This is a genomic window from Nocardia sp. CA-084685, from assembly GCF_050955785.1.
GTDB lineage: Bacteria > Actinomycetota > Actinomycetes > Mycobacteriales > Mycobacteriaceae > Nocardia.
The window spans coordinates 8,269,887-8,289,586 of the sequence record NZ_CP192094.1 but is presented as its reverse complement, the minus strand read 5'-3'; the positions used below and the strand labels follow the sequence as shown (position 1 = coordinate 8,289,586).

Annotated in this window: 17 protein-coding genes and 1 tRNA gene; 10 read left to right on the top strand and 8 right to left on the bottom strand. The window is 65.1% G+C overall.

The window, feature by feature from the left end:
• The first annotated feature begins 24 nt into the window (after positions 1–24).
• Both egtC and egtD read left to right on the top strand, forming a co-directional pair.
• Positions 25–858: an ergothioneine biosynthesis protein EgtC gene (egtC, locus tag ACQP2U_RS36500; RefSeq protein ID WP_433711699.1), complete on the top strand. Its 834-nt coding sequence runs from the start codon at positions 25–27 to the stop codon at positions 856–858.
• Positions 855–1,826: an L-histidine N(alpha)-methyltransferase gene (egtD, locus tag ACQP2U_RS36495; RefSeq protein ID WP_433711698.1), complete on the top strand. Its 972-nt coding sequence runs from the start codon at positions 855–857 to the stop codon at positions 1,824–1,826. The genes egtC and egtD overlap by 4 nt, the downstream gene beginning before the upstream one ends.
• A gap of 28 nt (positions 1,827–1,854) precedes the next feature.
• On the opposite strand, the gene ACQP2U_RS36490 is transcribed toward egtD, so the two are convergent.
• The 6 genes from ACQP2U_RS36490 to ACQP2U_RS36465 form a co-directional block, all read right to left on the bottom strand.
• Positions 1,855–2,505 (bottom strand): DUF2461 domain-containing protein, encoded by a 651-nt coding sequence (locus tag ACQP2U_RS36490; protein ID WP_433711697.1) that lies wholly within the window; start codon positions 2,503–2,505, stop codon positions 1,855–1,857.
• 111 nt (positions 2,506–2,616) lie between these two features.
• Complete coding sequence (locus ACQP2U_RS36485) at positions 2,617–3,318, bottom strand: hypothetical protein (RefSeq protein ID WP_433711696.1); 702 nt, start codon at positions 3,316–3,318, stop codon at positions 2,617–2,619.
• Between the two features lie 31 nt (positions 3,319–3,349).
• On the bottom strand, positions 3,350–3,610 hold the full coding sequence (locus ACQP2U_RS36480) for a hypothetical protein (protein ID WP_397037154.1): 261 nt from the start codon (positions 3,608–3,610) through the stop codon (positions 3,350–3,352).
• A gap of 218 nt (positions 3,611–3,828) precedes the next feature.
• Entirely contained in the window at positions 3,829–4,809 is a 981-nt protein-coding gene (locus tag ACQP2U_RS36475) for a ribose-phosphate diphosphokinase (RefSeq protein WP_397037153.1), read from the bottom strand.
• Positions 4,806–6,296 carry a bifunctional UDP-N-acetylglucosamine diphosphorylase/glucosamine-1-phosphate N-acetyltransferase GlmU gene (gene glmU, locus ACQP2U_RS36470; RefSeq protein ID WP_433711695.1) on the bottom strand — a complete coding sequence of 497 codons (1,491 nt, stop codon included), beginning with the start codon at positions 6,294–6,296 and terminating at the stop codon, positions 4,806–4,808. The genes ACQP2U_RS36475 and glmU overlap by 4 nt, the downstream gene beginning before the upstream one ends.
• A gap of 122 nt (positions 6,297–6,418) precedes the next feature.
• Positions 6,419–6,489 (bottom strand) — tRNA-Gln (locus ACQP2U_RS36465).
• A gap of 410 nt (positions 6,490–6,899) precedes the next feature.
• Between ACQP2U_RS36465 and ACQP2U_RS36460 the strand changes: the two genes are divergently transcribed.
• From ACQP2U_RS36460 to ACQP2U_RS36435, 6 genes are all read left to right on the top strand, one after another.
• Positions 6,900–7,514: a TetR/AcrR family transcriptional regulator gene (locus ACQP2U_RS36460; RefSeq protein WP_397037258.1), complete on the top strand. Its 615-nt coding sequence runs from the start codon at positions 6,900–6,902 to the stop codon at positions 7,512–7,514.
• A gap of 181 nt (positions 7,515–7,695) precedes the next feature.
• Positions 7,696–8,343, top strand: a complete 648-nt coding sequence (locus ACQP2U_RS36455; RefSeq protein WP_364341149.1) for a TetR/AcrR family transcriptional regulator — start codon at positions 7,696–7,698, stop codon at positions 8,341–8,343.
• A 217-nt stretch (positions 8,344–8,560) separates the two neighbouring features.
• Positions 8,561–12,226 carry a transcription-repair coupling factor gene (mfd, locus tag ACQP2U_RS36450; protein ID WP_433711694.1) on the top strand — a complete coding sequence of 1,222 codons (3,666 nt, stop codon included), beginning with the start codon at positions 8,561–8,563 and terminating at the stop codon, positions 12,224–12,226.
• Between the two features lie 158 nt (positions 12,227–12,384).
• Complete coding sequence (locus tag ACQP2U_RS36445) at positions 12,385–13,017, top strand: MazG family protein (RefSeq protein ID WP_433716704.1); 633 nt, start codon at positions 12,385–12,387, stop codon at positions 13,015–13,017.
• A gap of 162 nt (positions 13,018–13,179) precedes the next feature.
• Positions 13,180–14,271, top strand: a complete 1,092-nt coding sequence (locus ACQP2U_RS36440) for a glycerol dehydrogenase (RefSeq protein WP_433711693.1) — start codon at positions 13,180–13,182, stop codon at positions 14,269–14,271.
• Between the two features lie 364 nt (positions 14,272–14,635).
• Positions 14,636–15,586, top strand: a complete 951-nt coding sequence (locus tag ACQP2U_RS36435; RefSeq protein ID WP_433711692.1) for a phosphodiesterase — start codon at positions 14,636–14,638, stop codon at positions 15,584–15,586.
• Here ACQP2U_RS36435 and ACQP2U_RS36430 read toward each other — a convergent pair.
• Positions 15,537–16,979 (bottom strand): stealth family protein, encoded by a 1,443-nt coding sequence (locus ACQP2U_RS36430; protein ID WP_433716703.1) that lies wholly within the window; start codon positions 16,977–16,979, stop codon positions 15,537–15,539. The two genes, ACQP2U_RS36435 and ACQP2U_RS36430, sit on opposite strands and share 50 nt — an antisense overlap.
• A 656-nt stretch (positions 16,980–17,635) precedes the next feature.
• On the opposite strand from ACQP2U_RS36430, the gene ACQP2U_RS36425 reads away from it, so the two are divergent.
• On the top strand, positions 17,636–18,121 hold the full coding sequence (locus tag ACQP2U_RS36425; RefSeq protein WP_433711691.1) for a hypothetical protein: 486 nt from the start codon (positions 17,636–17,638) through the stop codon (positions 18,119–18,121).
• A 75-nt stretch (positions 18,122–18,196) separates the two neighbouring features.
• On the top strand, positions 18,197–18,772 hold the full coding sequence (locus ACQP2U_RS36420; RefSeq protein WP_364384267.1) for a TerD family protein: 576 nt from the start codon (positions 18,197–18,199) through the stop codon (positions 18,770–18,772).
• Here the strand turns inward: ACQP2U_RS36420 and ACQP2U_RS36415 are convergent.
• Complete coding sequence (locus ACQP2U_RS36415) at positions 18,754–19,671, bottom strand: putative PEP-binding protein (RefSeq protein WP_433711690.1); 918 nt, start codon at positions 19,669–19,671, stop codon at positions 18,754–18,756. The two genes, ACQP2U_RS36420 and ACQP2U_RS36415, sit on opposite strands and share 19 nt — an antisense overlap.
• Positions 19,672–19,700 lie beyond the last annotated feature (29 nt).

Sequence of the window (19,700 nt, the reverse complement as noted above, 5' to 3'; positions counted from 1 at the left end):
CGCGATGGTGGGAGGTGCGCACTGATGTGTCGTCAACTCGGTTATATCGGGCCTCCCGTGCGCGTGGGCGACATGTTGACGCTCGGTTCGCATTCTCTGCGAACCCAGGCGTGGGCGCCGAAGGATATGCGCGGGGGCGGGACGATCAATGCGGACGGGTTCGGGGTGGCGTGGTGGCGTGACGAGGACGGGGTGTCCGTCAGCCGGTATCGCAACTCCGCACCCATCTGGACCGATCCGGCGGTGGAAGAGGTACTGCCGCAACTGGCGTCGTGGGCGGTCTTGGGGGCGGTTCGCTCGGCGACCATAGGTATGCCGGTCGAGCGGAACGCCTGTGCGCCGTTCACGCACGGTCGGTGGGCATTCAGCCACAACGGCGTGGTGCCGGATTGGCGGCGCGCCCTCAGTGCGGTCGCCGAGGAGTTCGCCTCCACCGCAACCGAACTCGACGCGAATCAGCTGTTCGACTCGGTGCGATTGCTGGAGGCCGAATCCGCGACCGATTCGGCCACGCTCTGGGTACTGCTGCGCAGTCTGCTCTCGACCGATACCCCCGATGGTTCGTGGGCGGCGGCACCGGCGGCATTGAATCTGCTGGTCGCGGCGGTACTGGCCCAAGCGCCAGGCGCCCGACTGAATTTCTTGCTGGGTGATGGCAAGCAGTTGTGGGCGACCACCGTCTACCACTCGTTATCGGCCCTGGTCACGGATGATTTCGCCATCCTGTCCTCGGAACCCTTCGACGACGACCCGCGCTGGCAGCCGATTCCGGATCGCCAGCTGGTCAGTGCCCGTCCCGGCGCGCTGTCCGTCACACCGCTTCTCGACGTTCCAAGCACGAAAGGCTCGCTCCTATGACCGCACCGACGCTGGAGATCCATCTATCCGACGACGACCTCACCTCGGCGTTGCGCAGGGATGCCGGGCTCGGCCTAACCGCGGACCCGAAGTGGCTGCCGCCCAAGTGGTTCTACGACGCCCGTGGCAGTGAACTATTCGAGCAGATCACCGAACTGCGCGAGTACTACCCGACTCGCACCGAACGCGCGCTGCTGGAGCGGGTCGTCGGCGAGATCGCCCGCACCGCACAGGCCGAGGTCCTGGTCGAACTCGGCTCGGGCTCGGCCGCCAAGACCCGGCTGCTGCTATCCGCACTGACCGCCGAGGGGCCGCTGAAAACCTATGTTCCGCAGGATGTCTCGGCCTCGGCGCTGCGGGCTGCCGCCGCGGAGATCGCGGTGGAATTTCCGGGCCTAGCGGTGCACGGCGTGGTCAGCGATTTCACCGACACCCTGCACAATCTGCCGCGCGGCGGCCGCCGGATGATCGCCTTCCTCGGCGGCACCATCGGCAATCTTGTTCCCGCCGAGCGGGCCGAATTCCTGTCCAGCATCTATGAGGTGCTGGAGCCGGGTGAGCAGTTGCTGCTCGGCGCAGGCCTGGTCATCGATCCGGCCGTGCTGGTCCCCGCCTATGCCGACGCGGCCGGTGTCACCGCCGAATTCAACCGAAATGTGTTGCATGTCTTGAACGGTCGCCTCGATGCCGATTTCGAGCCGGACAAGTTCGAGCACATCGCGATCTGGGATGCCGAACGCGAGTGGATCGAGATGCGCCTGGAGGCCACCGAAGATATGACTGTGACGGTCCACGAGCTGGACCTCACCGTCCAGTTCGCGCGCGGCGAACAGCTGCGCACCGAAATTTCGGCCAAATTCCGCATCGACGGACTCGACGCCGAACTCGCGGCGGCGGGATTCGAGACCGAACAGGTGTGGACCGATCCGGAAGACCGCTTCGCCCTGGTCCTGGCCGCCCGCGGCTGAGGTTGCCCGCCCCACCGCCTGCCATCCCCTAGGTCCGGGCGGGCGCACCACTGACCACCGCGCCGAGCCATTCGATGAAGGGCCGCATCGTCTCCCAGGCGGTGCGGACCTCCTTCGCGGCGCGGGGTTTGTCCAACCAGGGCGGTGCGCCGTATTCCTTACTGCAGGTCAACGATTTGTGCCGCAGCAGATCGATGCGCGGATGGTCGGCGTCGTACCCCTTCGGCCTGGTCTTCAGCTGCTCGCCGCCGATGGTGAATCCAGCCTTGGTGAGCTCGGCCAGAATCGCCTCGAGTTCCGGCCCGCGGACCTCGTCATCGATCGTGGCGCGCAACTGGGCGATCTGGGCGGGCGATCCCGCATAGAATCCGCCGCCGACGAAGAGTCCGGCCGCGCTGATCTGCACATACCAGCCCGTACCCGGTGCCACGCTCACCACCGCGCCCTGTGCCGTCTTGTAGGGCACCTTGTCCTTGGAGAAGCGCACGTCCCGGTACGGGCGGAAGATCTTGGCGGTCCCGAAGTCCGCCTCCAACTCCGCGGTCAGGGCGACCATCGGCGCCTTGACCGACTCCTCATAGACATCTTTGTGGGCGGTCCAGAAGGCTTTCGAGTTATCGGCTTCCAGATCCTCGTAAAAGTCCAGCCCTGCGAGTGGGAACCCACCGAATCGACTCATGCTGACCACGCTAGCCGTACTCACCCGGTTGGCTTCGCCGACTGCTGCCATCCCGCTAGCCTTGCCCACCCCGCCGGCTGCCGTTCGCTGGGACGCTTATCCAGCACATGGTCATTCGGTGTCCGGGATCATGCTCCCGCTGAAGACGGCGTAGAAAAGGATGATTCCGATGATCAGGGAAATGGCGGATGCGATGGCGGCCCATTTACCGAGGGATTCGCCCTTTTTGTGACCGATGATCCCCAGAATGATGCCGACCGGGCCGAACAGGTAGGGGCAGAAGAGCAATGAGATGCCCGCACAGACGAAGCCGATGATCGACAGCGGCTGGGAACCCGATCGCGGTCCCGGTGTGTACGACTGTGCGGAGTCTTGGGGGTAGCCGCCGAGCGTGGTCGGCGTGGTGGAATCGTTGATCGGCGGATAGACGGTGCCGGGCCGGTCTTGGTCGTAACGTGCCGCGCTCGCGTCATCCCACGGCTCCGGTTGCGCCCACTCCGGCGCTGGGTCACCCGACACCGGGTTCGACGGTTGCGGTCGTGCGACGAGATCGGGGGCGGGTTCGGCGGCCGCGCGCTGGGCCGGTGGTTGCGCGCCCGGCCCAGCACTCCATGGACGCGCCGAAAAATCCCCAACAGCGGGCTGGGCCGGCAGCGGCTCGGCGGGTTCGACGGGTTGCGCCTCCCACGGTCCGCTGGAGGCCGGGGCGGCCCAAGCGGTGCCCGAGGGTTCGAGCGACTCGGATTCGTTCGTTTTGTCGGCCGGTTTCTCGGGCGAAGCATCGTCTCGCTCGGGATGCTGCGGAGTGGTCATCGAACTCTCCTCGTATCGTCCGGTCGGCGAGCTATAGGTCCGAATCGTCGACGATCTCTATCGCGGCGACCTCGGCCGGCCGCTCGTCCTCCTCGGCGAGTTCGGATTTCTGACCACGCGGGGTCCACTCCTGTTCGAGTTCTTCACCGATGCCCAGTCGACCGTCATCGTCATTTTCGCGGTAGCGAATGCGCAGGTCATCGGGCGGATCCTCGACATTGCGCCGGTATGCGCGGATCTCGTCTTCCTGGTCGTCGTCCCCCATGTCCATATCGAGCGGGTCACGGTCCATACCCCCAGTATCCCCCTCGGCGTCGCGGGCAAACGGCAGCGGTAAGGCAATGGCGGCCCGGACCATGTCCGAGCCGCCATTCTTACAAACTTCCACGTAACGCCTGGTTTCCCGAGCACATGGCAACTCATCGAGCAAGCCCGAGAATCAGCCACCCAGTCGACACAGGGCCTGTATGCAGCTGGTGGCCTGAGTATCCGAGGAGACGGTCGAGCAATCTAGGCGTTGCCGTTGAAAAGTCCGGTAACCGAACCGTTCTCGAAGACCTCGCGAATCGTGCGAGCCAGCAGCGGCGCGATCGACAGCACGGTCAGCTGCGGGAACTTCTTCTCCTCGCTGATCGGCAGTGTATTGGTGACCACGACCTCCTTGGCGCCGCAGTTCGCCAAGCGCTCGGCGGCCGGATCGCTCAGCACGCCGTGCGTCGCGGCGATGACCACATCACCGGCGCCGGCCGCCTTGAGCACCTTGACCGCGCCGGCGATGGTGCCACCGGTGTCGATCATGTCATCGATCAGGATGCAGGTGCGGCCCTCGACCTCGCCGACCACGCGGTTGGCCTTGATCTGGTTCGGCACGAGCGGGTCGCGGGTCTTGTGGATGAACGCCAGCGGCGAGCCGCCCAGTGAGTCGGCCCACTTCTCCGCGACGCGCACCCGACCGGAATCGGGGGACACCACGGTGATGTGCTCGAGGCTGTAGTTGTTGCGCACGTACTCGGCCAGCTGCAGCTGCGCGTGCATGTGATCGACCGGGCCGTCGAAGAAGCCCTGGATCTGATCGGTGTGCAGGTCCACGGTGATGATGCGGTCCGCGCCAGCGGTCTTGAGCAGATCGGCGACCAGACGGGCGGAGATGGGCTCGCGGCCGCGGTGCTTCTTGTCCTGACGGGCGTACGGGTAGAACGGCAGCACCGCGGTGATCCGCTTGGCCGAACCGCGCTTGAGCGCGTCGATCATGATCAGCTGTTCCATCAGCCACTGGTTCAGCGGAGCCGGAAAGCTCTGCAACACAAAGGCATCCGAACCGCGCACGGACTCCTCGAACCGGACGAAGATCTCGCCGTTCGCGAAGTCACGCGCGGTCTGCGGTGTGACGTGGACGTCGAGTTCCTTGGCCACCTGCTCGGCCAGCTCAGGATGGGCGCGTCCCGAGAAGAGCATCAGGTTCTTCTGGTTGTCGATCCATGACGCGGTCACTGCTGTTTGCCATCCTTTTGCTCGATTGCCTGACCCGACATCTCTTTGGTCGCGATGGCTTCCGCCGCCGCCCGTGCCGCGTCCGTCCCCGGACGGTTGCGCTGCACCCAGCCCTCAATGTTTTTCTGCGGGCCGCCTGAAACCGCGAGTGCCCCCGGCGGAACGCTTCTACGCAGCACAGTACCTGCCGCCGTATACGCGCCGTCACCCACCGTCACCGGCGCGACGAACATGGTGTCGCTGCCGGTCCGCACATGCGAGCCGACCACGGTGTGATGTTTTTTCACACCGTCGTAATTGACGAAAACGCTGGAGGCGCCGATGTTGCTGTGCTCACCGATGGTGGCATCGCCGACATAAGTGAGGTGCGGCACTTTGGAGTGCGCGCCGATCGATGCGTTCTTGGTTTCGACGAATGCGCCGAGCTTGCCGGAATCGCCGACGACGGTGCCGGGACGCAGATAGCTGAACGGCCCGATATTCGCACCGGGGCCGATCACGGCCTGATCACCGTGGGTGCGAACAACGTGTGCGCCATTGCCGACGATGACATCGGTGAGTGTGGAATCCGGTCCGATCACCGCGTCCTCACCGATGACGGTGCCACCGAGTAACTGCACACCCGGCCGGATTTCGGCATCCCTTGCGATCCGCACGCTCGCGTCGACCCACGTGGTCGCGGGATCGATGATCGTGACCCCGGCGCGCATATGCCGTTCGAGGATGTAGCGGTTGAGCGTGCGCGCGGCCTCCGACATCTGCACCCGGTCGTTGACGCCGGTGACTTTGGCCGCGTCGAGCAACCGTGCGCCGTGCACCGGATGTCCAGCCTCGCGAGCCAGCCGCAGCACATCGGTCAGGTACAGCTCATGCTGGGCGTTGGCGGTGGACAGGCGGCTGATCATGGTGCGCAGCACGGTCGCGTCGAAGGCGTAGACACCCGAATTGACCTCGGTGATCGCCGACTGCGCCGGAGTGGCGTCGGTATGTTCGACGATTTCGGTGACCTGGCCGTCGGCATTGCGGACGATGCGGCCGTAGCCGTTGGGATCGTCCGGTTCGAAGGTCAGCACGGTGACCGCGGAACGTTCGGTGTAGCTGCGGTGTTCGTCGAGCAGCGCGGACAGGGTGTGTCCGTCCAGCAGTGGCACATCGGCCGAGGTGACCAGCAGGTCACCGGTGAAATCTTCGGGAACAGCGGCGAGCGCGCATTGCACCGCATGGCCGGTTCCGAGCTGTTGTTCCTGGATAGCGGTGGTGATCTCGCGGCCGAGGTCGGCGGCGACGGCGGCGACCGCGGCGCCGACTTGTTCCCGATCGTGTCCTACCACGGTGATGAGGAACGCGGGGTCGATCTCGTTGGCCGCATGCAGCGCGTGCGCGAGCATGCTTCGACCGGCCAGCGAATGCAGCACTTTAGGAGTCTTCGACCGCATTCGCGTCCCGGCACCGGCTGCGAGAACGACGACGGCGGTCTGCTGTGGCATGGATCTCCCTCGGCTGCCTGTCATCGTGCTTGGGGCTGTCGTCGTGCTTGGTCAGCGCGCGCGCTGTCGTCGTGCTTGGTCAGCGATGTGCGCGGCCAACGATAAGCCATCGTGCCGGTGTGCTCCGCCGCCAGGACTCGAACCTGAACTATCTGAACCAAAATCAGAGGTGCTGCCATTACACTACGGCGGATCGTCACACCGGCGGATCTGCGAAACCCGCCGCTGCGCCAGCGGCACGGCATGAATCCTCGCATGAAGACCTCCGGTTAGTCGAACTGCTTCGCCGAATTAGTGCATACCCGTCTCCGCAACCTGTTCACACCGGTCGCGTTATCTGGGCGAACGCTTCCCCGGAACTTTCGCCGGCCATTGGGTGCTCCGACAGTTCGTCGCGGGCCGGCGGCCAGGTAGGGGCTGGATTCTGGGCATATTCGACGAGTTACCCACGTTCATGCGAGATCAGTTGTCGCGCTGGCGAGACCGGGGGTGACGGCAGGGAACCAAGAGCTGTCTGGAACAGTTGGTATCGACGACTATTGGCATGCGCGAGGAGGCGGGACGGTGTCTTCCAGTGAGCCGCCCAAGGTGTCCCGGCCGCGGATGACGGGAACTCAGCGGCGGCAGCAGTTGATCGAGATCGGTCGCGCATTGTTCGCCGAGCGCGGCTACGACGCGACATCGATCGAGGAGATCGCACAGCGGGCCCAGGTCTCCAAACCCGTGGTGTACGAACACTTCGGCGGCAAGGAGGGGCTCTACGCCGTTGTCGTTGACCGCGAGATGTCGATGTTGCTGGACATGATCACCTCCTCGCTCACGCAGAACCGATCCAGGATCCGGCTCGAACGGGTCGCGCTCGCACTGCTGACCTATATCGAGGAACGCACCGACGGATTCCGAATCCTGGTGCGCGATCAGCCCGCAGCTACCGCGGAGGGCCGTTACTCGAGCCTGCTGAACGAGGCCACCAACCAGGTCGCGCATATTCTCGGCGGCGATTTCGAGCGTCGCGGTTTCGATACCAGTCTGACCGGTTTGTACGCGCAGGCATTGGTGGGCATGGTCTCGACCGCCGCCACCTGGTGGCTGGATGAGCGCACACCGTCGAAAGAGGTTGTCGCGGCACATCTGGTGAATCTGTGCTGGAACGGACTCAGCCATTTGGAAGCCCACCCGCAGCTGAGCTCGGAATGGCGCGCCGGTACGGGGGACTGACCGCATTGTTAGCCAATGAATTGCGCGGTATGCCGGTCCGAATGCTCGAATTCCCTGGCGGGCGCTCGCCTGGTGGTACGGTTCACCCATCCTCAGGGTGCTGTTCGAGCGGTAAGTCGGTCTACTTCGGGATGTCGGTCTACTTCAGGATGGCTGGTTTTAAGGATGACAGGCGGATCTGATGGCTAGGCAAGCGCGCGCGGAGATCACCCGCGATTCCGTCCTGGCGGGCGCTGCCGATGTCTTTCTGCGCTTGGGATATGCGAATGCGAGCCTGAGCGAGATCATCGCGCAGTCGAACGTGACCAAGGGCGCCTTGTACTTTCACTTCGGTTCGAAGGAAGAGCTAGCGCGCGCCGTGGTCGACCAGGGCAATGAACGCCTGGTCAGTTCGTGTCAGGGTTTCTTCGATCCCAGGGTGCCCGCACTCGAGGCATGTATCGGGATCACCTATGTCGTCGCGGACCTATCCATGAATGATCCGATGGTCGGCGCGATGCTCAAGCTGACCCATCAGATCGGCGACTACCGCGGTGCCCAGGGCGACAATATCGCCAAGACCTGGGGTGATACCTACCGTGTCCTGTCCGAGCGGGCTATCGCCCAGGGCGACCTGGAGGCCGACCTGGACGCGGAGGTGATCGGCCTGCTGCTGCAGGAAATGACCGCGGGCGTGCATATCACGGCGGTCGGCACCGATTCGATCGATCAGATGGCGACGCGGATGGAACGGGCCTGGTACTTCCTGCTCCCGTCGATCGTGCCCCCGGAGAAGCTCTCGTACTTCCGCGAATTCGCCGCCCGCCGCCTACGCCGCTACGTGCCATAAAACTTGTCACAGGGCGTTGGTAGGTTGTGACTGGTCGACTGATTTCGTGAGCGCATGGGTAACTCGTCGGGTACGCCCAGAACTCTACTTCCCGCGCGACCGCTGGCCCGCTACGACGGTGTCGTGGCAGCTGACGACCGGCAGCGGACTCGGGGAGGCGGGGGAGCCTAGACTCGGTTGGCTGTCCTAAACCCCGCCCGAGCTCAGGGAGTGTTCGATGTCCACCCACCGTCCACCTCTTGCCGGACTGGCCGCGGTGGCCGGGGCCGATTCGGCCCTGCGGACCGTCGCTGACCTCGTCGGGAAGTCGCCGGTCGAGTTGGTCGGGCCGTCGGCGGTGCGCCCGTTCGTCGCGGCGACGATCGCGGCCCAGCGGCCGCTGGTGGTGGTGACGGCCACCGGGCGGGAAGCCGATGATCTGACGGTTGAGCTGGAGGAAATCCTCGGCGCGGCGGTCGCGCAGTTCCCGTCGTGGGAGACGCTGCCGCATGAGCGGCTGTCACCGGGTGCCGACACTGTGGGCCGCAGGCTCGAGGTGCTGCGGCGGCTCGCGCAGGATTACGGCATCGCGAAGCGATTCGATGAGGGGCGGTGGTCGGGCGACGGACGGGCGGACCCGGTATTCCCGGAACCGCTGCGGGTCGTGGTGACGACCGTTCGTTCCCTGATGCAGCCGATGGCCGCGAGCCTCGGTGATATCGAACCGATCGTGCTGCGCGTCGGCGCGGAGTTCGACTTCGATGAACTGCTCTTGCGCCTGATCGAATTCGCCTACACCCGCGTCGATATGGTCGGTAAGCGCGGTGAGTTCGCGGTGCGCGGCGGCATCCTCGATCTGTTCCCGCCGACCGCGGATCATCCAGTGCGCGTGGAGTTCTGGGGCGACGAGGTGACCGAGCTGCGGCCCTTCGCGGTCGCCGACCAGCGCTCGCTGACCGATCTGACGGTGGATGTGGTCGTCGCGCCGCCGTGCCGAGAACTCTTGCTCACCCCGGCAGTTCGCGATCGTGCCGCCGAGGTCGCGGTGGCCAACGCCGCCGATGCGGCGCTGGTGGAGATGTTGGAGAAGCTCGCGGAGGGCATTCCGGTCGAAGGTATGGAGGCGCTGCTGCCGGTGCTGCAGCCCGGCGAATTGCGGCTGCTCACCGAGGTTTTGCCGGAGGGCACCCAGCTGCTGCTGTGCGATCCGGAGAAGATTCGCACCCGCGCCGCCGATTTGGTACGCACCGGTGAGGAGTTCCTGGAGGCATCGTGGACCGCGGCTTCGTTCGGCGGTGCGGCGCCGCTGGGCGGGCACGGACTCGATCTGGCCGCCTCGGGTTACCGTGCGCTGCCCGAAATCCATGACAGCGCAAACGCACACGGTCTGCCCTGGTGGACGCTGAGTCCGCTGACCTCCGGTGATCCCGCCGAGGTCGTGCTGCCGGTGCTGGCCGGTCCGGCCGCGCGCGGCTCCGATGAGCTGGTAGCGACGATCTTCGCGTCATTGCGCGCGCATGTGCTGACCGGTGGGCGCGCGGTCGTGGTCGTCGCGGGTCAGGGTACGGCGCAACGCATTCTGGAACGTCTCTCGGATGCCGAGGTGCCCGCGGCTGCGCTGGCAGCCGGTGCCGAACCGGCACCCGGACTCGTCGGTGTGCTGTGTGGTTCGCTGCACGACGGGTTGGTCTTCGATGACGCCGGTCTGGTTGTCGTCGCCGAATCCGATCTCACCGGCAACCGGGTCACCGCGCCGGCGGAGGGGAAGCGACTACCGGCCAAGCGCCGCAACCAGGTCGACCCGCTGGCGCTGAATGCCGGGGACATGGTGGTGCACGATCAGCACGGCATCGGCCGGTTCGTGGAGATGATCGAGCGCACCGTCGGCGGGGCGCGGCGAGAGTACCTGGTTATCGAATACGCGCCCGGTAAGCGTGGCCAGCCGGGTGACCGGCTGTTCGTGCCGATGGAATCGTTGGATCAGCTCTCGCGCTATGTCGGCGGTGAGATGCCGAGTCTGTCCAAGCTCGGCGGGTCCGACTGGGCGAATACCAAACGCAAGGCGCGCAAGGCGGTTCGCGAGATCGCCGGTGAGCTGGTGCAGTTGTACGCCGCGCGCCAAGCGGCACCGGGGCATGCGTTCGGTCCGGACAGTCCGTGGCAGAAGGAGATGGAGGACGCGTTCGCGTTCACCGAGACCGTCGACCAGATGACCGCCATCGCCGAGGTCAAGGCCGATATGGAGAAGGCGGTCCCGATGGACCGCGTGGTCTGCGGTGATGTCGGCTACGGCAAAACCGAGATCGCCGTGCGCGCCGCTTTCAAGGCGGTGCAGGACGGTAAGCAGGTCGTCGTGCTGGTGCCGACAACTCTCCTGGCGCAACAGCATCTGCAGACCTTTACCGAACGCGTCGCCGGATTCCCGGTGACCGTGAAGGGTTTGTCCCGCTTCACCGATCCGGCCGAATCCCGGGCTGTCCTCGAGGGGATGGCCGACGGTTCCGTCGATATCGTGGTCGGCACGCATCGGCTGCTGCAGACGGGGGTGCGGTGGAAGGATCTCGGCCTGGTCGTCGTGGACGAAGAACAGCGTTTCGGTGTCGAGCACAAGGAGCACATCAAGGCGCTGCGAACGCACGTCGATGTGCTGACCATGTCCGCTACGCCGATTCCGCGCACCTTGGAGATGAGTCTGGCGGGCATTCGCGAGATGTCGACCATCCTCACCCCGCCGGAGGAGCGGCATCCGGTGCTCACCTATGTCGGTGGGTACAACGACAAGCAGGTGACCGCGGCGATTCGACGTGAGCTGCTGCGCGACGGCCAGGTCTTCTATGTGCACAACCGGGTGTCGTCGATCGATAAGGCGGCCAAGCGGATTCGGGATCTGGTGCCCGAGGCACGGGTGCTGGTCGCGCACGGTCAGATGAACGAGGACATGCTCGAACAGACCGTGCAGGGGTTCTGGGAGCGCGAATTCGATGTGCTGGTCTGTACCACCATCATCGAAACCGGGTTGGATATTTCCAATGCGAATACGTTGATCGTGGAACGCGCGGATGCTCTGGGACTTTCGCAGCTGCATCAGTTGCGTGGGCGCGTCGGCCGCAGTCGTGAGCGCGGGTACGCGTACTTCCTCTACCCGCCGGAGAAGCCGCTCACCGAGACGGCCTACGACCGGCTCGCCACCATTTCGCAGAATTCCGATCTCGGAGCGGGTATGGCGGTGGCCATGAAGGACCTCGAAATCCGTGGTGCCGGAAATGTGCTGGGCGCCGAACAGTCCGGGCATGTGGCCGGTGTCGGATTCGACCTGTATGTGCGCCTGGTCGGTGAGGCGGTGGAGGCTTATCGGGCCGCCGCCGACGGTAAGCCGATCACCACCGAGGAGGTCAAGGAGGTTCGCATCGACCTGCCGGTGGATGCGCACATTCCACCCGACTACATCACCAGCGATCGGCTCCGGTTGGAGGCCTATCGCAAACTCGCCGCGGCGCAAGATGGTCCGGCGCTGGAGTCGGTTGTCGAGGAACTGGTCGACCGGTACGGGCCGCTGCCCGTCGAGGTCGGCCGGCTGGTGTCGGTGGCGAAACTGCGCCTGCTGGCCCGCGAATACGATGTCACCGAAATCGCGGTCACCGGAACCACATTGAAGGTTTCGCCGATGAGTCTGCCCGACTCCAAGCAGATGCGGTTGAAGCGCCTGTACCCGAGCGCGGGCTATCGCGCGGCAAGTGGGGTTGTGCAACTGCCGCTGCCTCGGGTGGAGGACAGTGTGGGGGCGGACCGGGTGCGCGACGTCGTCCTGTTGCAATTCGTTGCCGACCTGTTGCTGCAGTTGGATGGCAAGCCCAAAGGCTTCGTCGAGCTGCGGGTCGCCACCGAAGCCACGGCGGCTCGATGAGTTCGAACCGCGACGAGGCCGTGCTTCGGGCCGCCCGGCATGCGGCGGCGGAGGCTGGACGAATCGAGGATCACTCGGTGTCGGGGCGGGCGTCCACGGTATCGGGCCGCACCGATACCGCCGTGGTGGCGGCAGGGCTGGCGGGCGCTGTCGAGGTGATGGACCGGCTGTGGAATTTCGGCGGCTGGGAGGTGACGCAAACCCACGACTCGCTGCGTCCCTACCTGCTCGAGGAAACCTACGAACTGCTCGACGCCATCCAGCACAACGACGCCGAAACCATCAAGGAAGAACTCGGCGACCTGCTGCTGCAGGTGCTGTTCCACTCCCGGATCGCCCAGGCCGCAGGCGAATTCACTGTCGACGATGTCGCCGCCGCGCTGGTCACCAAACTCGTCAACCGCAGCCCGCACCTCGCCGACGAGCCCATCGACCCGTCGGCCACCATCGCCGAAAAAATCGCCGCCCAGGAAAAAGCCTGGGAGGAACGCAAATCCGCGGAAAAGTCCCGCCGCTCATGCCTCGACGGCATAGCCATGGCCCAACCTGCCCTCGCCTTGGCCGAGAAGATCCGCTCTCGCAGTCTCAAGGCGGGCCTGCCCGAAGACCTGATCCCCGGTACCCTTCGCACTGTCCAGTTGGGCGGTGAGGACAGCGCCGAAGAACGCCTTCGCAAGGCAACGTTGTCCTTCGCATCGGAAATCCGCGCCACCGAAGACGCCGCCGAAGCCGCCCGCGGCGAACGTGCTCCTTTGTCGGCTGCCGATTGGCGCAAGTACTGGTCGCAGTAGCCGGGGGCCGAGAAGCCCGGTGACGGTCACTTGGCATCGAGGCTTGATGGCTCAACCGCGGCCGGCGGGGTTATAGGGCGCGTAGCGTTTGCGATACGGAGTCGGCTGTCGGGCAGCCGGGGTATGGGCGAATCGGCGGTACCCGGGATCGGGAGGTGGCAGATGCTGAGTGTGTTTTCTTCGCCGGGGCACTATGTGCAGGGGCGAGATGCGACGAAGGCGCTCGGGGCGGAGATGACGCGGTTGGGGATCGGGGGGCCGGTGATGATCGTGGCGGGGGCGAGTGCGTATCGATTGTTGGCACAGACGTGGCGGGAGTCGCTGGCCGAGGCGAAGATCGAGTATTCGGTGCATCGGTCCGGGGGTGAGTGCAGTCGGGCGGAGATCGCGCGGGTGAGCGCGGCCGTGCGGGAGAGTGGGAGCATGGTGGTCATGGGGGCCGGTGGAGGCAAGGTGCTCGATACGGCGCGGGCGGTGGCGGATGACCTGGAACTGCCGATGATCAGTTGTCCTACTACGGCATCCAGTGATGCGCCGTGCAGTGCGTTGTCGGTGATCTATACCGACGCTGGGGAATTCGAGGCCTATCAGCTGGTTCGGCGCAATCCCGCCTTGGTGCTCGTCGATACTTCCGCTATCGCGCATGCTCCGGCGCGGCTGCTCACCGCGGGAATGGGCGATGCGCTCGCGACCTGGTTCGAGGCGCGGACCTGCAGTGCCGCCCGAGTCCGGAATATGCGCGGTGGCGCATCCACCCGCAGTGCCACCGCCTTGGCCGAGCTCTGCTACAACACCTTGCTCGCCGACGGAACCCACGCACTCGCCGCAGTGCGCAACCACACCGTCACCCCGGCCCTCGAACGCATCGTCGAAGCCAATACCCTGCTCTCCGGCCTCGGCTTCGAATCCTCCGGCCTCGCCGCCGCGCACGCCATCCACAACGGGTTGACCGCCGCCCCCGGAACCCACCCGTACCTGCACGGCGAAAAGGTAGCCTTCGGCGTCCTCACCCAGCTGGTCCTGGAAGGCGCTCCCACCGAAGAGATTTCAACGGTCCTCGAATTCTGCGCATCGGTCGGCCTACCAACCACCTTCGCCGCCCTCGGCCTGACCGACCCCGACAACCGAACCTTGACCGCCATCGCCACCCGTGCCACCGCCCCCGGCGAAACCATCCACAACGAACCCTTTCCCGTCGACACACCCATGGTCCTGGACGCCCTCCGCACCGCCGACGCCCTCGGTAGGAAGTGAGCGCCGACGTCTCAGCAGCGACGATCGGACCGTTGTCGAGGATCGCTGCTAAGGCCCCTCCGCACGGACTTCTCGGCTGAATCCGGCTCGACCTCGAGCGTGCCGACGAACCCCCAGTGCTCGACGACGAGGGTGCTCGCTCACGGAATCAGCGCGAGTCGAATTTCGCGCGGGATCCGTTGCGGGCTGCAGTCCCGGGTCCTCAGTCAACGGATTGCGGCGGGCTCCAATGACACCGAACTCTCACCTACCCGCAAGCAGTTTGTCACCGTGGGCTGGCGGTCTGTCAATACGGCTTCGCTATCCTGGCGATGGAACCCGAAGCCAATGGCGGGCGAATCCGCCGGGGAGGACGTTCGGTCCGGTGCCCACCAGCAGAGTCGCGGAGCACCCGCGACCGAATCACGTGCTGTTCCATTTCAGCGATACCCATTTGATCGGCGGCGACGACGCGCTGTACGGCGACGTGGACGCGAATCAGCGTCTTCGACAGTTGCTCGATCAGGCCGCGGCCAGCCGTATCCGCCCGACCGCGATTGTCTTCACCGGTGACCTCACCGATAGGGGCGAACCCGACGCATACGAGAAGCTGCGCGGCATCGTGGAACCGTTCGCGCGCCGATTGCGAGCGCCGATCGTATGGGTCACCGGCAATCACGACGATCGCGGCGAACTGCGTCGTACCCTGCTCGGTGAGCGTCCGTCGACGAAGCCGCTGGACCGGGTGCACATGATCGACGGCCTGCGCATCATCGCCCTGGACACCAGCGTCCCCGGCCACCACTACGGCGAAATCCGTGACGAACAGCTGGCCTGGCTGCGATCGCTACTGGCCGAACCAGCGCCCTTCGGCACGATCCTGGCGATGCACCACCCGCCGGTACCGTGCGTGCTCGATCTCGCCGTCACCGTCGAATTGCGCGATCAGCGCAGGCTGGCCGATGTGCTCGACGGCACCGATGTGCGCGCGATACTTGCTGGACACCTGCACTTTTCGACCAGCGCCACCTTCGCGGGCATCCCGGTCTCGGTCGCCTCGGCGACCTGCTACAGCCAGGATCTGGCCGTCGCCGAGGGCGGCCTGCGCGGCCGCGATGGCGCCCAGGCCTTCAACTACGTGCACATCTACCCGGACACCATCGTCCACTCGGTGGTCCCGATCGATCGCGGCCCGACCGTCGGCTCGCCATCCACCCCGGAAGAGGCGGCGCGCAAGCTCGCCGAGGAGGGCATCGTGATCCCGCCCGCCGCACGCATTCCGCGAGTCATGCGGCGCCAGGCGCAGACTCCGGAAGATGACGAGGCCGTGCACTGACCCGTTCCCACGGCGCGGGGTCCGGGAAATAGACGGCCAGGAACTCCGACACCACGCGCACCCGGTCGGCCTCCGCGACCTCCGGAAAACTGCCGTCGTTGAGGCAGAAGAAGTCGATATCCCGATGTCGCGCGAGTCCGTCGAGCAGCGCGAGCCCACGTTCACTGGTGGTGTCGACATAGCGCATCCGCGCCGTCTCCTGGGGCACCGCGCGCCCGGTGAGCATGGCGTAGTAGTGGTACAGCGAGTTGGTCACCGAAATATCGGTCGCCGCACGGAATCTGCTCGCCCTGGTCCGTGCGAATTCGGTCGCGAACTCCTGCTCCATTTCGAGTAGTACGCTGCGCCGCAATGGAACCGGTGTGTGTTCCAGATGCCGGGTGATGACATGTCCGAATCGCCCGGCGAGCAGTTCCCGGTTCACCCGCGCCGCATTCTCGAAACCACTGCGCCGCTCGTTATTTCGGCCGGGTCCGATGCGGGTGCCCGCCTCGATGAACCGACTCACCCCGGCCGGGCTGAAGAACATCGATGGACGCACCGGTCGGGCGAAGAACATATCGTCGTTCGAGTACAGGAAATGTTCGCTGAGCCCATCGATATGCTGCAGTTGGCATTCCACCGCATGGGAATTGAAGGTGGGCAGGCCGCTGGTATCGCTGAAGTGATCGACCGCACGCACCACCGTCACCCGCGGATGCTCGTCGAGCCATTCCGGTACCGCGGAATCGGTCGCGATGAAGATCCGGCGGATCCACGGCGCATTCTTGTACACCGAGCGCAGTGCGTACTTCAATTCGTCGATCTGCCGGATTCGAGCGTCCGCGCCATCACCCTCGCCGACCACTACCTGGGCGAGCATTCCGGCACGGCGCGCCCGGAATTCGGGATCGGTGCCATCGACCCAGGAGAACACCAGATCGATATCGAATCCGACATCGGTCGGCTGTGGCGCGAACATATCCGTCAGGGTCGGCCAATTGCGTTCGAACAGGCGGATTTCCGTGCGTTGGACATCGGCTAGGTCGAACACAGTGCGGGTGAAGGCGTTCGGCCGCGGGCATTCGACGGTGTCGCCGTGGTACTCCCACAGCTCCAGATCCACATAATGCGCCGGATCTGCATCGCGACTCAACCGAAAGACATTGTGCCCCACCTCGGCACACGCGAAACCCGCGGCGATCGCGGCGGCCGTGACTCGGCGCACCATCTTCTGGTGTGCGGCATCCGCGGCCAGTGCCAGCCGGTGTTCGCCATCGCGAATCAGCAGGAACGGCACCTCCGCTGCCGCCAACTCGCCCCGCAGATAACCCAGATCGTCCAGCATCGCGGGCGAGACGACGAGATTGCCCGCCGTCGGCCACGCCACCATATCGACCGCTTCGGAATCCATTGCCCCGATATCAACCATGTGTCTGCTCCCACGTCCGAATATGTGCCGAAATGTCCTGTGGTGCCGCGCTACACCCGAGCACCGCTGCGGACGACGCCGTCGGCGCCGTCCTCGGCTGCCGCGCCCGGCGCGGCCGAATTCAGAAGTTCGGGACGATGCCGTAGTGCAGGAACGAAGTGATCAGCCGAGTCTCAGACGATCGGTACACCATGTCGTTCTCACCTCACTCACGGCCGGACGCCATCGCGTCTGCTTGGGGTAGTGCTGTCGGTGCGGGCACGGCACAGCGGCCGAGCAGGACCGGAGCAGCACGCCGGGCCGGACAGTCGTCGGCCGGCGAAATGGAGAAGCATCTGCTGAACAGAGTGCTGTCAGAAATGATGCATCGACTTGTGGCGGCCCGTCAACCGGACAGGGCTGTGGTGTCCCGGACAGGTGCCTGGGCGGAATTGTCCCTTTCGGATGAGGATAGCCTCACCGCATAATCCTCGAGGAGCTGGCGTCGGGACGCTACGACACCGTATCGGTGTCCTGAGAGGTGGCTGAGAGCACTTCGGACAAAGGTCGCAGCGTCAGCGAACAAGGGACACAGCACCTTAGACTTGCGGGCAACGTGGCACAGCCCGCCGCGTTGCAGCGATCAAGAGGTGACGAACATGGCAGCCGGAGCGAGCCCCGTGCAACGTCAAGAGCACTCTACGGCCGATCATCCCGAACTGGACGTACTCCCGGAATGGCCCCAGGAGACGATCGCGGTGCTGGTCACCACCGATCCAGCGCCGCATGCGATTCCGGTGTCCTGGCCGGTGCGGGCGGGTGATCGGCGAATCCTGCTGAGCCTGAAATTCGATCGCGGTTCGCTGGCCCGCCTACGCGAACGGCCCGATGTCGCACTGCTGATTCTCGGCGGCGGCAATGTCGCGCTGTGCGCGCGCGGGCAGGCGAGTGTTATCGCCGAGGAAATGCCCGGTGCGACAGACTATGTCGCGGTCCAGATCGATGTCGAAGTCATTGACGACCACCGGCAGTCGGCCTTCGCGGTGGCGCACGGAATCGAGCGCACCGTACTGGACGCGAGCGAATTGCATGCGCTCGAAGGGCGCGTGCAGACATTGCGCGCCTGGGCCGATATCCAGAACTGAACCGGCACAACCAGTCCGGTACAGAGTAATAATCGTGATGAAAGGCGGCGCGAACGCGTCGAATGGAAGGGGATCATGAGCGTCACATTGGCCAAAGGCGGAAATGTCTCGCTGTCGAAGCAGGCCGCCAACCTCACCAAGGTTGCGGTCGGGCTCGGTTGGGATGTGCGAACGACCACCGGGGCCGATTACGACCTCGATGCGAGTGCGCTCGCCACCGGGTCGAACCAGCGCGTGCTGTCGGATCAGCACTTCGTGTTCTACAACAATCTGCGCTCGCCCGAGGGCACGATCGAACATACCGGTGACAATCTCACCGGCGAGGGCGAAGGTGATGACGAAGTGATCAATGTCGATCTGGCGGCGACGCCACCGACGATCACCAATATCTTTTTCCCGGTCTCCATTCACGACGCCGATGCACGCGGCCAGTCGTTCGGCCAGATCCGCAACGCCTACATCCGCGTGGTCGATGCGACCACGGGCGCCGAGCTGGCCCGGTATGACCTCACCGAGGACGCGTCCACCGAGACCGCCATGGTGTTCGGGGAGTTGTACCGGTACGGCAACGAATGGAAGTTCCGTGCCATCGGTCAGGGTTATGCATCCGGGCTCGCGGGTATCGCCCGCGATTACGGCGTCAACGTCTGATGGGCGTGCGGGTGGTCGGGATCGGATCCGGCCGCCCGCTCCGCCTCGTACAGCGTGATCGCGGCGCGGGTCTTGCGCTTGATCGCCTGTAGCACATCGAGATCCGGTAGGTCCGCGAACTGTTCACCCAGCACTTCGGGCAGATCGGAGTAGTGCAGCACGCATTCGTCGACGCCGAGGTCAGCGCAGGCCGCGAGTAGGTCCGGATGCAGATAACCCGCGACCGCGGTCCGCACGCCCGCGGCGGCGGCCACCATGGTGACGCGCTCGATCGCGCGCAGCAGCGGCGGTACGGGGCGAACCGGGCGCAGTGTGGCGCGGGCTTGGCCGAGCAGCAGCGAGGACAGATCGTTGCAGCCGATCACCACCCGTGACACTCCGGTGGTGACCACCCGGTCGACCTCGAGCAGCAGCGACGGTATCTCGATCATGGTGGCGACCGGGCAGTCGCCGATCACGGCCCTGGTTTGCTCGATAGCCCACTGCAATTCGTCGACATAGGTGACGAAGGGGAAAAGCACGCCGATATCCGCGCCCTCGTCGCGCACCTGCGCAATGCCCTCGAGTTCGGCGACGAATGCGTCGGGAAAGCGACGCGCTCGGCGAATACCGCGCAGGCCGAGCAGTTTATGCGGCTCGTCGATGATCTCTTCGACGCCGTCGAGGATATTGCATTCGGCGGTATCGGCTTCCATCGTTCGATACCAGATCGTGGTTCCGCTGGTCCGTTTCGCAATATGGCGCAGGTACGGCACGAGGTAACCCGAAACCGATTCGGGCGTCGGATATTTCCCGGCCGCGCGGAACACGTACTCGCCGCGCACCATCCCGACCCCGTCGAAGTGGTCGAGCAGTTCAGCGGAGATCCGCTCACAACTCAATGCCAGGCTCTGCCGCATTCCCCGCACGCTATCAGGTTGCTGCACAA

Bases quoted from the DNA above. Each gene is read 5' to 3' on its own strand.
- ACQP2U_RS36480 (WP_397037154.1), bottom strand. From the start codon at position 3,610: ATGGACCGTGACCCGCTCGATATGGACATGGGGGACGACGACCAGGAA.
- egtD (WP_433711698.1), top strand. From the start codon at position 855: ATGACCGCACCGACGCTGGAGATCCATCTATCCGACGACGACCTCACC.
- ACQP2U_RS36440 (WP_433711693.1), top strand. From the start codon at position 13,180: ATGCTGAGTGTGTTTTCTTCGCCGGGGCACTATGTGCAGGGGCGAGAT.
- glmU (WP_433711695.1), bottom strand. From the start codon at position 6,296: ATGCCACAGCAGACCGCCGTCGTCGTTCTCGCAGCCGGTGCCGGGACG.
- ACQP2U_RS36445 (WP_433716704.1), top strand. From the start codon at position 12,385: ATGGACCGGCTGTGGAATTTCGGCGGCTGGGAGGTGACGCAAACCCAC.
- ACQP2U_RS36490 (WP_433711697.1), bottom strand. From the start codon at position 2,505: ATGAGTCGATTCGGTGGGTTCCCACTCGCAGGGCTGGACTTTTACGAG.
- ACQP2U_RS36420 (WP_364384267.1), top strand. From the start codon at position 18,197: ATGAGCGTCACATTGGCCAAAGGCGGAAATGTCTCGCTGTCGAAGCAG.
- ACQP2U_RS36415 (WP_433711690.1), bottom strand. From the start codon at position 19,671: ATGCGGCAGAGCCTGGCATTGAGTTGTGAGCGGATCTCCGCTGAACTG.
- egtC (WP_433711699.1), top strand. From the start codon at position 25: ATGTGTCGTCAACTCGGTTATATCGGGCCTCCCGTGCGCGTGGGCGAC.
- mfd (WP_433711694.1), top strand. From the start codon at position 8,561: ATGTCCACCCACCGTCCACCTCTTGCCGGACTGGCCGCGGTGGCCGGG.
- ACQP2U_RS36430 (WP_433716703.1), bottom strand. From the start codon at position 16,979: ATGGATTCCGAAGCGGTCGATATGGTGGCGTGGCCGACGGCGGGCAAT.
- ACQP2U_RS36485 (WP_433711696.1), bottom strand. From the start codon at position 3,318: ATGACCACTCCGCAGCATCCCGAGCGAGACGATGCTTCGCCCGAGAAA.
- ACQP2U_RS36455 (WP_364341149.1), top strand. From the start codon at position 7,696: ATGGCTAGGCAAGCGCGCGCGGAGATCACCCGCGATTCCGTCCTGGCG.
- ACQP2U_RS36460 (WP_397037258.1), top strand. From the start codon at position 6,900: ATGACGGGAACTCAGCGGCGGCAGCAGTTGATCGAGATCGGTCGCGCA.
- ACQP2U_RS36425 (WP_433711691.1), top strand. From the start codon at position 17,636: ATGGCAGCCGGAGCGAGCCCCGTGCAACGTCAAGAGCACTCTACGGCC.